Source organism: Ureibacillus sp. FSL E2-3493 (genome assembly GCF_038077515.1).
Lineage (GTDB): Bacteria > Bacillota > Bacilli > Bacillales_A > Planococcaceae > Ureibacillus > Ureibacillus halotolerans.
In genome coordinates this window covers 1898391-1912436 of the sequence record NZ_JBBOPK010000001.1, presented here as the reverse complement: position 1 = coordinate 1912436, position 14046 = coordinate 1898391, and the positions used below count along the sequence as shown (strand labels likewise).

At 35.3% G+C, this 14046-nt stretch carries 14 protein-coding genes; 13 read left to right on the top strand and 1 reads right to left on the bottom strand.

Going from position 1 to position 14046, the window contains the following annotated elements; all coding sequences use genetic code 11:
* The first annotated feature begins 135 nt into the window (after positions 1–135).
* The 9 genes from MHH69_RS09750 to MHH69_RS09710 all read left to right on the top strand — a co-directional run bounded on the left by MHH69_RS09750 (position 136) and on the right by MHH69_RS09710 (position 9319).
* A complete protein-coding gene (locus MHH69_RS09750; RefSeq protein WP_122972718.1) occupies positions 136–873 on the top strand; it encodes an SDR family NAD(P)-dependent oxidoreductase in 738 nt (245 codons plus the stop codon).
* Positions 874–1107: 234 nt separating this feature from the next.
* Positions 1108–1890 (top strand): 3D domain-containing protein, encoded by a 783-nt coding sequence (locus tag MHH69_RS09745; RefSeq protein ID WP_122972719.1) that lies wholly within the window; start codon positions 1108–1110, stop codon positions 1888–1890.
* Between the two features lie 500 nt (positions 1891–2390).
* Complete coding sequence (locus MHH69_RS09740; RefSeq protein ID WP_122972720.1) at positions 2391–3689, top strand: ammonium transporter; 1299 nt, start codon at positions 2391–2393, stop codon at positions 3687–3689.
* 81 nt (positions 3690–3770) lie between these two features.
* Positions 3771–4733 carry a DUF294 nucleotidyltransferase-like domain-containing protein gene (locus MHH69_RS09735; RefSeq protein ID WP_341362224.1) on the top strand — a complete coding sequence of 321 codons (963 nt, stop codon included), beginning with the start codon at positions 3771–3773 and terminating at the stop codon, positions 4731–4733.
* Positions 4734–4765: 32 nt separating this feature from the next.
* The gene (locus MHH69_RS09730; protein WP_122972722.1) at positions 4766–5491 is read left to right on the top strand and encodes an exonuclease domain-containing protein; all 726 of its coding nucleotides are present in this window, start codon (positions 4766–4768) and stop codon (positions 5489–5491) included.
* A 312-nt stretch (positions 5492–5803) separates the two neighbouring features.
* The gene (locus MHH69_RS09725; RefSeq protein WP_122972723.1) at positions 5804–6547 is read left to right on the top strand and encodes a GTP cyclohydrolase II; all 744 of its coding nucleotides are present in this window, start codon (positions 5804–5806) and stop codon (positions 6545–6547) included.
* A 14-nt stretch (positions 6548–6561) separates the two neighbouring features.
* A complete protein-coding gene (gene ribD / locus MHH69_RS09720) occupies positions 6562–7671 on the top strand; it encodes a bifunctional diaminohydroxyphosphoribosylaminopyrimidine deaminase/5-amino-6-(5-phosphoribosylamino)uracil reductase RibD (protein WP_341362223.1) in 1110 nt (369 codons plus the stop codon).
* The gene (locus tag MHH69_RS09715; RefSeq protein WP_341362222.1) at positions 7668–8750 is read left to right on the top strand and encodes an FAD-dependent monooxygenase; all 1083 of its coding nucleotides are present in this window, start codon (positions 7668–7670) and stop codon (positions 8748–8750) included. Before ribD ends, MHH69_RS09715 begins: the two co-directional genes overlap by 4 nt.
* 17 nt (positions 8751–8767) lie before the next feature.
* Entirely contained in the window at positions 8768–9319 is a 552-nt protein-coding gene (locus tag MHH69_RS09710) for a 5' nucleotidase, NT5C type (RefSeq protein WP_122972726.1), read from the top strand.
* 75 nt (positions 9320–9394) lie between these two features.
* Here MHH69_RS09710 and MHH69_RS09705 read toward each other — a convergent pair whose 3' ends face one another.
* Positions 9395–9943 carry a biotin transporter BioY gene (locus tag MHH69_RS09705; protein WP_341362221.1) on the bottom strand — a complete coding sequence of 183 codons (549 nt, stop codon included), beginning with the start codon at positions 9941–9943 and terminating at the stop codon, positions 9395–9397.
* 377 nt (positions 9944–10320) lie between these two features.
* Between MHH69_RS09705 and trhO the strand changes: the two genes are divergently transcribed.
* The 4 genes from trhO to MHH69_RS09685 all read left to right on the top strand — a co-directional run bounded on the left by trhO (position 10321) and on the right by MHH69_RS09685 (position 13935).
* Positions 10321–11274: an oxygen-dependent tRNA uridine(34) hydroxylase TrhO gene (trhO, locus tag MHH69_RS09700; protein WP_341362220.1), complete on the top strand. Its 954-nt coding sequence runs from the start codon at positions 10321–10323 to the stop codon at positions 11272–11274.
* Between the two features lie 118 nt (positions 11275–11392).
* Entirely contained in the window at positions 11393–12643 is a 1251-nt protein-coding gene (locus tag MHH69_RS09695; protein WP_341362219.1) for a DNA polymerase IV, read from the top strand.
* A gap of 39 nt (positions 12644–12682) precedes the next feature.
* Complete coding sequence (gene rnz / locus MHH69_RS09690; protein WP_341362218.1) at positions 12683–13621, top strand: ribonuclease Z; 939 nt, start codon at positions 12683–12685, stop codon at positions 13619–13621.
* Between the two features lie 83 nt (positions 13622–13704).
* On the top strand, positions 13705–13935 hold the full coding sequence (locus tag MHH69_RS09685) for an acyl-phosphate glycerol 3-phosphate acyltransferase (protein WP_341362217.1): 231 nt from the start codon (positions 13705–13707) through the stop codon (positions 13933–13935).
* Positions 13936–14046: the final 111 nt, after the last annotated feature.

The following is a 14046-nucleotide window of genomic DNA, read 5'->3' as shown; positions in this document are numbered from 1 at the left end:
ATTAATGATTGTACCATGAAGTGAGAAGAGTACAATGAAATTGTAAACAATATAGAACACTTTACATAGGGATAATTTACCATTAGTCAATGGGTTTTAGGTTCTATTTTGTAAAACTATTTGGGAGGTATATACATGGCTAAATTACAAAATAAAGTAGCGGTTATTACTGGTGGAGCTTCTGGTATTGGAGCGGCTACTGCTCGTCTTTTTGTAAAAGAAGGAGCGAAAGTAGTACTTGTTGATTTAAATGAAGAAAAAGGAAATGCTTTTGAGGCAGAATTAAAAGAACAAAACGCCGAAGCTTTATTTATAAAAGCAAATATTACAAGTGAAGAAGAAGTGGCAAACGTTTTTAAACAAACAATTGAAACTTTCGGAAAAGTAGATGTTGTTTTTAACAACGCAGGTATTGGTCGTGTTCATTCATCCCACGACTTAGAATATTCTGAGTGGAGAAATACAGTAAATGTAGATTTAGACGGGGTGTTCTTAGTTGCCCGTGAAGCAATTCGTGAATTTTTGAAAGCTGATGGTGGGGTAATTGTCAACACTGCTTCTATGTATGGTTGGGTAGGATCTCCAGGTTCAGCGGCATACAATGCAGCAAAAGGTGGAGTGATTAATTTAACTCGTTCATTAGCTTTAGAATATGCTGAACAAAATATTCGTATTAATGCATTATGTCCTGGTTTTATTGATACACCAATTATTCCTGAAGAAAGTAAAGAAGCATTACGCTCTATGACACCGATGAAACGTCTAGGTAAGGATGAAGAAATGGCTAAAGCTGTTTTATTTATGTCTTGTGATGATTCTTCATTTATGACTGGAAATACATTAACAGTTGACGGTGGATATACAGCTCAATAATTTTTTTATACAGAATTTCGTTCACACATTAAGAGACTGGTTTCGTAGTTGATTGCTATGAAATCAGTCTTTTTTTATTGCATAAACGAAGATTATGCAATTATTTCAAATGTTACAAATATTTCATTTTATTTCTATTTTTATATCAATATGTATAATCCTGTAAAACCCTGGAGAGTACTTAGTCCATAAATTTCATTACAAATTTCGAAAAAAATGTAAGGAGGACTAAGTATGAAGTCTAAAATCGCTTTACTAACTTTATTTCTAGTATTTTCGTTTACTACAAATTCTTTTGCTATGGACATAGATAAATCCGCAATGCACACGAATGGTGTCATTGAACAACTCATTATTACAGATGCGTTGGAAAATGTACTGTTTGATGATGTTTTAGAGAAAGACAAAGTGTTTTATAAGGCGGCACAACCAGAAACGTACAAAGTAAAGGAAGGGGACAACCTATTCCGGATTGCTTTGAATCATCAAATTGAATTAGAGGATTTAATGGAATGGAATAATTTAAAAGACTACACAATCCATCCTGGTGATGAACTGATTTTGTATAAGGATAATAGCAAAGAAGGTAAGAAAACAACTGTTGCAGATGCTTCTTCAACAACGACAAAAGTAAAACAAGAAAAAACAACAAAGGAAAAGAAGGCTCAAACAAATACAAAAACATCTAAAAGCACAAAGGTAAGTTCAAGTCCAGAACCATCAACAGGAAAAGAAATGACTGTGACAGCAACAGCTTATACAGCTTATTGTGAAGGATGTTCAGGAACAACCGCAATAGGAATTGATTTAAGAGCAAACCCAAACCAAAAAGTAATCGCAGTGGATCCTAATATTATTCCCCTCGGATCGAGAGTTTGGGTGGAAGGATATGGGGAAGCTATTGCAGGGGATACTGGTGGTGCCATTAAAGGAAATAAAATAGACGTCTTCATTCCTTCCCAAAATCAAGCTTTGGAATGGGGAAGAAAAAAAGTAAAAGTGAAAATTTTGAATTAATCATATGTTACAAATGTGAAGCAACCCTTAAAGATCATTCTTTAAGGGTTTTTTGTCGATTTATAACGGAAAAGTTTCAAAAGTGTCATTAATTAATAAATGAAAAAGGATAGCGTGATAGATAGTCATGATTTATTGATGTAAAGAAACGTTACATATAAGTATTATTTCATTACAAAGTATGATGTAGTTTGCTGTGGAACATTTTTCCTACTATCAACTAAAAAATATGTATTTAATATGAGTGAAAGGTTGTGTTTTTATGAAATCGCATACATAAATGATGATAGATCAATAACGATGAATTTCATTTTTCCTAGTTGTCTATTGTTTTTACTTAAATGTCACATTTTCTAACATCTATGAAAATAATTAATGAAAATTGTATTGACATTAATAAAATATAGGATAAAATAAACGTAATAAAACATGTTACATTTCCTAACATCATAGAATAACTTAAAGTAACGTAGAGTTTTGAAAGAAGGGAGAATGAGTTTATGGAAGCTGTTCAAGTATTAATGGATAACCTGTGGGTAGGGATTGGTGCCATTTTAGTTTTCTTCATGTTAGGTGGATTTATTTTACTCGAAGCAGGCTCGACTAGAATGAAAAATGCAGGTCATATTGCTGGGAAAACAATCTTTACAGCTGGGATTGGAACTTTAGTGTTCTGGGCAGTTGGTTATGGTTTTATTTATGGAGATGGGAATCCCTTTATCGGGTTATCAAATTTCTTCTATGGCGACGCATCTGCTCCAGAAGGTGGTTTAACGACTGCTGTAGATTTTTCTTTCCAAGTCATGTTCGCATTAGTTTCGTTAACAATCGCCTTTGGTGGCTTTGCTGAACGAGCAAAATTATCGGTATATGTTATTTTTGCCATCCTATTTAGTGCTTTCATTTATCCAGTTGTTGCCCATTGGATTTGGGGCGGTGGTTGGTTAGCAGAGCACGGGAAGCAAGATTTTGCTGGCTCAACGGTCGTCCATTTAACGGGGGCAATGGCTGCACTAGCTGCTACGATGATCTTGAAACCACGTATCGGTAAATACAATAAAGATGGTTCGTCGAATGTTCTTGCAGGACATAACCAGGTTTATACTACATTAGGTGTCCTTATTCTTTGGGTTGGTTGGTTTGGTTTCAACGGTGCTAGTACGTTTGGTGTTGCTGATGGTTTCTTTGGCTATGTTATTCTAAATACTCAATTAGCTGCTGGTGCGGGTGCTGTGGCAGCAATGTTTACAGCTTGGGCTAAAACAGGTAAAGCAGATGTTCCAACAACATTAAATGGTGCTCTTGCAGGTTTAGTAGCCATTACGGCTTCTTGTGGATTTGTAGCTCCCTGGGCTGCGGTTGTAATCGGATTGATCGGCGGTATTATGGTCGTATTCAGTATGCAATTATTTGAAAAACTTAAAATCGATGACCCAATTGCTGCGTTATCTGTGCACGGTACTGTGGGGGTTTGGGGCACACTTTCAAATGGTCTATTTGCATTACCAGCACTATCTACTGACATTGATTGGGGTCAAGCAGGATTATTCTACGGTGGTGGCTGGGAACAATTAGGCGTTCAAGCTTTAGGTGTTGTAGCATCTGGTGCTTATGCATTTGTTATCTCATTCATTATTCTTAAAATTATGGATAAAGTGATGGGTGGTCTTCGCGTTTCAGAAGAAGAGGAAATCATGGGCTTAGATATGTCTGAACACGGAAGCTACGGTTATCCTGAACAAATGGCGTTAGAAGAAGCGAAATTAACAACAGCTGCAACGAAGGAAAAATTTTCATGAATAAATAAGTGATATACTTTATACTTAATCAAAAAAGCCTCTGATTTTCAGAGGCTTTTTGTATAAAAGGGAAGTGTAGGAATGGAAACGTATGAGTCAATTAAAAAGTGGAAAGATGCGCATATTTCTTCCTACTTATTAAATAACGTTTCTCTCAACGAATTTCATGATCAAGTGATGTTGAAAGTGTTACATGTTGCGATGGGCAAAATTGAATGGTCAAAACCTCCATGTGAATTTATTTGGTTTATTACTGGTAGTGGGGGCCGTTTTGAACAAGGGTTGATTAGTGACCAAGATCATGGCATCGTATATGAAATTTCAAATGAAGAAAATGATCAGTATTTCAAAGTATTAGGGGAAGAGCTGTCTTATGGGATGGATTGTGTAGGTTATCCTTATTGTAATGGGAATATTATGAGTTCTAATCCAATTTGGTGTAAGTCACTAGAGCAATGGCGCACTCAAATTATCCATTGGATGGAAAACGAAAGTTGGGAATCTATTCGTTATTTACAAATTTTTTATGATGCTAGAGTTCTATATGGGAATACAAATTATATCCAACAATTAAAGTCCATTATATTAGAATATCAACTTGAACACCCTTCTCTATTAAGTAGATTTGTAGCAAACGTTAAACATATAAAGTCTGTAATTGGTCCGATGGGGCAAATTTTAGTTGAACAACATGGTGTTTATCAAGGTTGTATTAATTTAAAATACGCTGCCTTTTTACCATACGTAAATTCCATCAGACTTTTATCTATAAAAGAAGGGGTTTATAAAACTTCGACGTTAGAACGGATTGAACAACTTAAGAAAAAAGTGAGATATAAAGACTTGCTCCAATATAGCTTTGAAAACTTTTCAACGCTGATCACTTATCGAATGTCTTTATTTCATTCGAAAAATTATGATGATACCCATTACTTAAATATAAAAAAATTAAGTAAAGAACAACGGAAACAGTTGAAACGAATTTTAAAAGATGGCAAAAAGCTACATGATTCGGTAGTAGAGTTAACGTTTTTAAAAAGTTAAAAGCTTAAATTTTGTAATAGAGGGTGTTCCAAATGGCATTTGAACCATTTATGCAATTATTAAGAGGTATTCAAGGAAGACGCGCCCACGGTGGAATTGGTGGCATCCAAAATTCACAACAAATGGCTTATTTAAGACATTTACAAAAAGAGATGAATAAAGAAAATGCGATGAATGTGCCTTTGAACCAATTACCAGTCGTCGTTTTTGATATGGAGACTACCGGTTTTTCACCGGAAAAAGGTGATAGTATTTTATCGATTGGTGCAATTAAAATGCAGGGTTCGCGCATATTAGAAGGTCAAGAGTTTTATTCGCTTATCCACTTCGATCAAAAGATTCCAGAGGAAATTGTTCAATTAACGGGGATTACTAATGATGATGTAATATCGGCACCGCCATTAGCCGATGTATTCATTCGATTTTTTCAGTTCATAGAAGGTTCAACCCTTGTTGCCCATCATGCGAATCATGAAAGGAGTTTTATGCAATATACTAGTTCCAAATTGTTTAAAACCCCTTTTAAACACCGTATAGTGGATACATCCTTTCTTTATAAAATAATAGAACCAAATTTTCATCACGTATCACTAGAACAACTATGTGTTCATCATCAAATTCCTGTTATAAATCGACATAACGCTTTAGGAGATGCGAAAATGACAGCCAAACTGTGGAGTCTCTATGTTGAAAAGGTATTGGAAATTGGATGTGAAACATTAAATGACGTATATAATCATTTTGCCAAAATGTCATAAAATGAAAGCTCTAAATATTCATTTAGGGGCTTTTTTTATTTCTATAATTATAGTATCTTTCATTGAATTTAGTTTTTAAACAAAGATCTAGTCATAAGAATTTTTACATTCTTTTACTGGATCTTTGTGTGCATGCACCTTTTTTGATTTCATTTATTACATAAGCTATAGTTAAGTTGTGATTGATAGAAAGCTGATTAAACTACTAGGAATTTTAATTGACTTCTTTTACTTATTATTATAAACTAAGTTACGAAAAGTAACTTAACTTTGTATGCAGTCAAGATTAACTATAGATAGGTGAGATGAATGATGAAAAATCTTTCAAATACAAAAGAAATACTTATAAATAAAATGAATTTAGTACCATTTAATGATAAAGAGAATTTATGTATTGTAGGTCCAGTGCAATTGCCAATTAAACAGGGTGATTTTGAGACTACGTTTCAATGGTATACATGGTTAACTGTTAATAAAGAATTCGAAACGAAAGAAAAGGTATTGGAATATATTGTGGATGCAGATTTGGCATCAAAACAACAATCCTCCGTTTTAGTTTACGGAGACTTCTTCAATGGAGATGATGCGATTATTCGAATGCACAGTATTTGCCATACAGGTGATATTTTTGGAAGCCAACGTTGTGATTGTGGATACCAGCTCCATGAATCGATGAAAATGGTTGAAGAACATGGATGTGGAGCAATCTTCTATTTAGCAAACCATGAAGGACGTGGAATCGGTTTATTTTCTAAATCATTAGCCTATATATTACAAGAGGAAGGCTACGATACTGTAGAAGCGAATCATGCGTTAGGTTTTGAAGATGACTCCCGTAGTTATGAGGAAGCGATTCGAGTATTGGAAAGTTTAAGAGAAAAACCAGTAACGTTAATTACAAACAATCCAAAAAAACTTGCAGCTTTGCAATCCCATGGCCTCCTTGCCCATAAACATATTCCGTTATGGGGTGGATTAACTGAAACGAATCGTCATTATTTGGAAACAAAAATTAAAAAATCAGGTCATATTGCAGAAAAGCAATTAACGGTTTAAGGAGTATTTCCAATATGAAAACAGATTATGAGTATATGCAATTAGCTTTAGATTTAGCTGCTTCAGCAAAAGGGAACACAAATCCAAACCCAGTTGTAGGAGCAGTTCTCGTAAAAGATGGAGTAATTGTAGGGACAGGTCTTCACCGTAAAGCAGGAGAGCCCCATGCAGAAGTGCATGCCTTTCGGATGGCTGGTGAACATGCAAAGGACGCTACATTATATGTAACGTTAGAACCTTGTTCCCATTACGGAAAAACGCCACCTTGTGCAAAGTTAGTAAAAGAGTCGGAAGTAAGCCGTGTTGTTGTTGCGACAACGGATCCGAATCCAGCTGTTGCTGGACGTGGTATTAACATGTTAAGAGAAGCAGGCATTGAAGTAGAAGTAGGTTTACTGGAAAAAGAGGCAAGAAAGTTAAACGAACGTTTCATTCATAATATGTTAACAAGTAAACCTTTTGTTATTTCCAAATTTGCGATGACTTTAGATGGAAAGATTGCCACACGTAATGGCCAATCGAAATGGATTACAAGTGAGGAAGCGCGACTTCAAGTTCACGAATTGCGTCATGAGGTTGATGCGATTTTAGTTGGGATTGGCACAGTATTAGCAGATAATCCATCATTAACAACTAGACTTCCCCATCGCAACGGGAAAAATCCGATTCGAATTATTTTAGATAGTGAACTGAAAACGCCTCTAAATGCAAACGTAACGGATACAAGTGAAGCACCTACCATTATTGTTTGTAGTACGAATGTAGATGAGGCGAAAAAAAGTCAGTTCCTAGAAAAAGGTGTAAAAATTCTTTCTATCGAAAAGAATACTGATGGACTAAAGCTAGATGACATGCTGGATGAACTATACAAACTTGGGATTACTGATGTTCTAGTAGAAGGTGGGGCTGAAGTAAATGCCTCATTCCTAAGAGCAGGTTTCATTAACAAGTTTCTCGTTTACATTGCTCCGAAAATACTTGGTGGAAGAAATTCTAAAACACCATTTACTGGTTTAGATGTGGATACGATGGACGCGGCTTTACAGCTTGAATTCGATTCATTTGAAATGGTTGGACCGGATATATGTATTACAGCATATCCTAAGCTCGGTGAAACGAAATGAAATTGAAAAGGGATGTATGTATTGTTGGCGCTGGACCTGGTGGAGCTTTACTTGCATATTTATTGGCCAAACAAAATATATCTGTCATTCTTTTAGAACGTTTTAAAGAAATAGCAAAGGAATTTCGCGGGGAACATTTAAATGAAGAAGGCGAAGAAATACTAAAAAAGTACGGTTTATTTGAGAAAGTGGAAGAACTTGGGATGCTCCGAATGGAAAGATTGGAATATTGGGAAGATGGCAAACTGTTTAAAACGGTATTGCCTGATCCGGCTATTGGACATTTAGGTATCCATGTTCCACAATCTAACCTTCTAACGGTGCTTATCAATGAAGCGAAAACATTTGAGCAATTTTCATTAATGACTAGTACAACAGTAATCGATTTAATAAAAGATGAAGCAGGCGCCATTAAAGGAGTAAAAGCAAATCAGAATGGCAAAGAGATTTTAATCGAAAGTAACCTCGTAATTGGGGCAGATGGACGTTATTCAATCGTTCGCAAAAAGGCGGGCATTGATGTTACAGTTCGAAAGCATGGTTATGATTTATTATGGGCAAAAATTCCAGCACCTACCAATTGGGAGCCTACTATTAAAATGGCTTTAATCGATGGAATGCAGCTTTCTCTTTTTACCCAGACAAATGGTTTTATCCAAATCGGCTGGAACATCCAACAAGGTTCGTTTCCAATGCTAAGAAAACAACCCTTTACTCCATTTATCGAAAAATTAATCAAAGCATTCCCCCAATTAGAAAGAACTGTTCGGAGTCATATTCAATCGTGGAGCGATTTTGTATTACTTGATGTGTATAGTAATTATGCAGAACAGTGGGGAAAAAAGGGTGTTGCGTTAATTGGAGATGCGGTCCATACGATGACACCAACAGGGGCCTTTGGATTAAATAGTGCTATGAAAGATGCGGATACGTTAGCATCGATACTAACCGAGGAAACGATGTCTGAATTAGAATTAATCCAATGTTCAAAACAACGAAAAAAAGAAGTAGCGAGACTTCAAGAAATTCAAATTGAAAAAGAACAAACATTTGCGACGCAATTTGTTATTTATTCATAAGGAAAGTAGGAGCTTTTGTGAGATTTGGTTTTGATATAGATGATACACTGATTAATTTAAGGGAACATGCCTTTCATATTTATAATAGAAAATTAAATGTAAATGTTGGATTGGAAGTGTTCCGTGAATTAAAAACTGTAGAAATACACGAAGCCTTTGGTTTAGATAAAGAAACAGGCAGCCAAATGTGGGGGAGTCTTTTAGAAGAAATCTATTTTACCGATTGCCCTGCTTTTGAAGGTGCCATTGAATTATTAAATCAACTTGAACAAGAAGGGCATGAAATATTTTATATTACTTCTCGTCCGAAAGAATTTTGTTCCAGAACAAGACAGTGGGTCAAAGCAAAGGGATTCCCTGTACATGATGAAAATTTCTTCTGCGGCATGCAAGATCAAGAGAAAATTGACATTATAAAAGAATTGAACCTGGATTATTATTTTGATGATAAGCCAGCTGTACTTGACACGTTAAAGGATATTTCCACTAAAGTATTTGTAAAGGATCAATCTTACAATCAACATGTTAATATTCCAAGAGTTACAACATGGAAGGGATTTTCTTATTAAGCAAATAAAAAGTCGAGCTATTCGTCTATATGCGAATAGCTCGTTTTAAATAAAAAGAAGCGATTTTATAAAATGTTATGTAAGCTGTGGTAGAAGATGGGCACTTTCTAAACGTTTACGAACTAGTACCCCAAGCCAAGCTGCCATCAATGCTTTTATAATCCCTACAATGATAAATGGAGCTGCTCCTCCCATAAATGCTGCAGTCCAAGATAAATCACCGACAAATTTTAACCAAGAAGTACCGAAAGCTAACGTTATAACCATCCCAATAATATTCGAAATAATTGCATGAAGATAGGATGTTCCAAATTTGTCCATATATATTCCCATGATATAGGCTTGAACTAAGAAACCAATAATATAGCCTCCTGTAGGACCTACTAAAACGCCAAATCCACCGGAAAAACCTGAAAAAACAGGTAAACCGATTGCACCAAGTAAAATATATAACAATACGGATAGAGTGCCATATTTAGTACCTAGTATGGTCACAATCAGACCGACGGCTAGAGTTTGTCCTGTAATTGGAATAAGAGGCAGTGGAATTGTGATTTGAGCTAATACGGCAATAATTGCTGCACCAAATGCGGTGATAACGTAAGAATAGGTTTTTGATTTCAAATGGATACCCCCCTTTTTTGTGTTAACTTATTTTTAATTTTAGTTTACACAAAGAGATTAGTATACTATGCGATAAATGTCAACATAGTTCGTTTAAAAAAACTGAAAATAATAAACCTTAAGTTTGTGTAGACTTTCGTATGAGTTGAGAATATCACAATTCAGACTTATGTATGAGGAAATAACCATTACTTTTATGGTATATTATAAATTATGTGATTAATTATCATTTTTTACTTTATAAAAATCTTCTTTAGCGTTTTTGTTTGTTATAATCCGCCTAAAGGATGCAAGTTTAAAATGTTAACTGATTACTTAAACGAAAAAGATATACTATCAATATATCTTGCAAATATACATGATAGGTGGAAAAAAAGATGGATTACAGAGTATTACTTTATTATTATTACACAACGATTGAAGATCCAGCAGCATTTGCCGCTGAGCATTTAGCCGCTTGTAAAGAATTAAATTTAAAAGGTCGTATTTTAGTAGCAAATGAAGGAATTAACGGTACTGTTTCAGGTACTGTTGAAGATACGAATGCGTATATGGAAATGATGCAAAATTCTCCTTTATTTAAAGATATCGTCTTTAAAATTGATGAAGCAGAAGGTCATGTATTCAAAAAAATGCATGTACGCCCTCGTCCAGAGCTTGTAAATTTAAGCTTAGAAGACGATATAAACCCAAAAGAAATTACTGGTCGCTATCTTTCACCTGCTGAATTTATGGAAGAAATGCAACGGGAAGATACGGTTGTGTTAGATGTGCGTAACACTTATGAATACGATGTCGGTCATTTCCGTGGGGCGATTCGTCCTGAAGTCGAAACATTCCGGGACACTCCAGCATGGGTACGGGCAAATAAAGAATTATTCGAAGGAAAACGGGTATTAACTTATTGTACAGGCGGTATCCGTTGTGAAAAATTCTCCGGCTGGTTAAAACGAGAAGGAATCGGGGAAGATGTTGGTCAATTACATGGTGGTGTTGCAACATATAGTAAAGACCCTGTTGCAAAAGGCCAACTTTGGGACGGACAAATGTACGTTTTCGATGAACGTTTAACAGTTCCAATTAACCAAGTTGAACACAACATCGTTGGTAAAGACCATTTTGACGGAACACCATGTGAACGTTACATTAACTGTTCAAATCCAGAATGTAATAAACAAATTTTATGTTCAGAAGAAAATGAATTAAAACATTTAGGTGGTTGTACACTAGAATGTTCGAAACATGAACGTAATCGTTTTATTGAAAAACATGGATTGTCTGAAGAATTCGTTCAACAACAATTAAAATGGCTTGAAGAAATGTATGCATAATAATGAATTGGGAGAAGGAATAAATCATCCTTCTCCTTTTTTATTGCACTAAATAGGATAGAACAGTAAGAATATGATAATATTTTAATGAATTGATTTTATTGATGGAGGTGAGAGTATGACGAAGGGTAGAATTATTTTACATGTTGATATGAATAGTTTTTATGCATCGGTAGAACAGTCCGATCGACCAGAATTGAAGGGGAAAGCGATAGCTATTGCAGGAAATCCAAAAGAACGTCGTGGAATAATTGTCACAAGCTCTTATGAAGCGCGGGCAAAGGGTATTTATACAACGATGAATGTTGAGGAAGCTATGAGAAAATGTCCTGAGTTGATACTCTTACCGCCTGATTTTCCAAAATATCGAAATGCATCGAAGGCAATGTTTACCATTTTACGAAGTTATACATCACTAGTAGAACCAGTATCGATTGATGAAGGATATATAGATATAACTGAAATTTCTTCTGAACGGCATCCTTTGGAAATCGCTCAAGAAATACAAATGAGAATTTATAATGAACTGGATTTACCTTGTTCCATTGGTGTTGCCCCGAATAAATTTTTAGCAAAGACGGCATCGGATATGAAAAAACCGATGGGAATCACGATACTTAGAAAAAGAGATGTCCCTTCCAAACTATGGCCTCTGCCAGTCATTGAAATGCATGGTGTGGGGGAAAGTACGGCGAAAAAACTGGAATCGTTGAAAATATATACGATTGGTGACTTAGCCCATGTTGAAGAATATATGATTCGACAAGCTCTTGGTAAAAATGGAGTACGTTTAAGGGCACGTGCGAATGGGGAAGATGGTCGAAAGGTAGACCCAAATTCAATATATGAGACGAAGAGTGTAGGGAATTCCACAACTTTACCGATAGATGAAACGGATATTCAAGCTTTGGAAAAAACCTTTGAGATTATATGTGGAAAAGTGGCGGAACGTTTGGATGCGAAAAAATTATGTGGATCTACTTTAAGTATACAAATACGGGATGCAGATTGGCATAATCATTCAAAAAGTAAAACCTTCCAAAATCCAATCTATAATAAAAACGTGATTTATGAAGAAGCAATCAAATTATTTCATCAATTATGGGATGGTACACCAATTCGACTTCTTGGAGTGACCGTTTCCAATGTGTTTGATCGAAAACAATCGGTGGAACAGCTATCTATTTTTAATTTTGAACAATACGCAAAACAAGAACCGATTTATGAATTAATTGATAATATTGAACGGAAATTCGGTAAAGGAGCCATTCAAAAAGGGATGGAAGTGGGTAAACAAACCTACGCCTCCAAAACGAGTTTTAGTAAAGATTTTTTGGAAGATTTAAAGGATATCGACTCCATCGAGTAAAATGTCCCTGTAAATAAATAGGAAAAATGGAGGCTAGAAATGGAACTGCAATTTTTAGGAACTGGGGCAGGAATGCCTTCTAAGGAAAGAAATACAAGTTCCCTGGCATTAAAACTTTTAGAGGAGCGTGGAACAATCTGGCTTTTTGATTGCGGTGAGGCGACACAGCATCAAATTTTACATACAACAATTCGCCCTAGAAAAGTCGAAAAAATTTTTATTACCCATTTACACGGTGACCATATATTTGGGTTACCTGGGTTTTTAAGTTCGCGATCCTTTTTAGGTGGTGAAGATACATTAACGATTTACGGTCCTAAAGGTTTAAAGGAATGGATTAATAGTAGCTTTGAAGTTTCAAAAACCCACTTAACCTATCCGATTGAATTTGTTGAGGTAGAAGAAGGAGTCATATTTGAGGACGATCAATTCATAGTAACTGCAAAATTGTTGGAGCATGTTATACCTTGCTATGGTTTTCGTATTGAGCAAAAACCGTTGTTAGGAGAATTGTTAATGGAAAAAGCAAACCGATTAGGAGTTCCAAAAGGTCCTTTGTTAGGGAAACTAAAAAATGGTGAAGATGTAACATTAAATGATGGAACAACAGTTTTCAGTAAAGATGTAACGGCGCCTCCGAAAAAAGGTTTTATTGTTACCATTTTAGGCGATACAAAGTATTGTGAAAACGCAAAAATACTTAGTCAAGAGGCGGATATTATTGTGCATGAAGCAACCTTTGATCATACAACGGGACATTTAGCAGCAAGTTATGGCCACTCGACTAATGTGGAAGCTGCAAAAATTGCCCGAGAATCAAAGGGGAAAAATTTAATTTTGAATCATATAAGTGCTCGATTTTTACCCTATGATTTACAAAAAATATTAAGTGAAGCAAAAGAGATCTTTCCTAATGTATCTATAGCAAACGATTTTACCTTATACCAATGGAGAAACAATCAATTAACGTTGGAGTAAATCAGGAGACTAATTCTACTAAAATAAGAAAAAAGTAGAATAATCGAGATGATTTATGTATCATAGAGCGAGGAGGGGATGTTATGAATCAAACTAAAATTAATCCTGCTGTATTACGTTTACTTGTCATATTTCCAAACGTATTAAGCTACATGTTACTTTTAGGGGTCATTATTTACATCATTACAAATTTCGCAGCATTAAAAGCAGCAAATGGGTTAACATTTTGGGTCATTCTCGTTATAATCCTTGGCCCTATGGCGATTTATACAACGTATTCCATTGTTAAAAGAATAAAAGCAGGAGTTTTATAAAAAACGCGTACGCAAATTTCAACAATTGCGAACGCGTTTTTTCTCGAAATACATAAAGAATTGTAATAATATGATGAAGGAAATAGGAAAAATGGCACCTTTCGACAAATA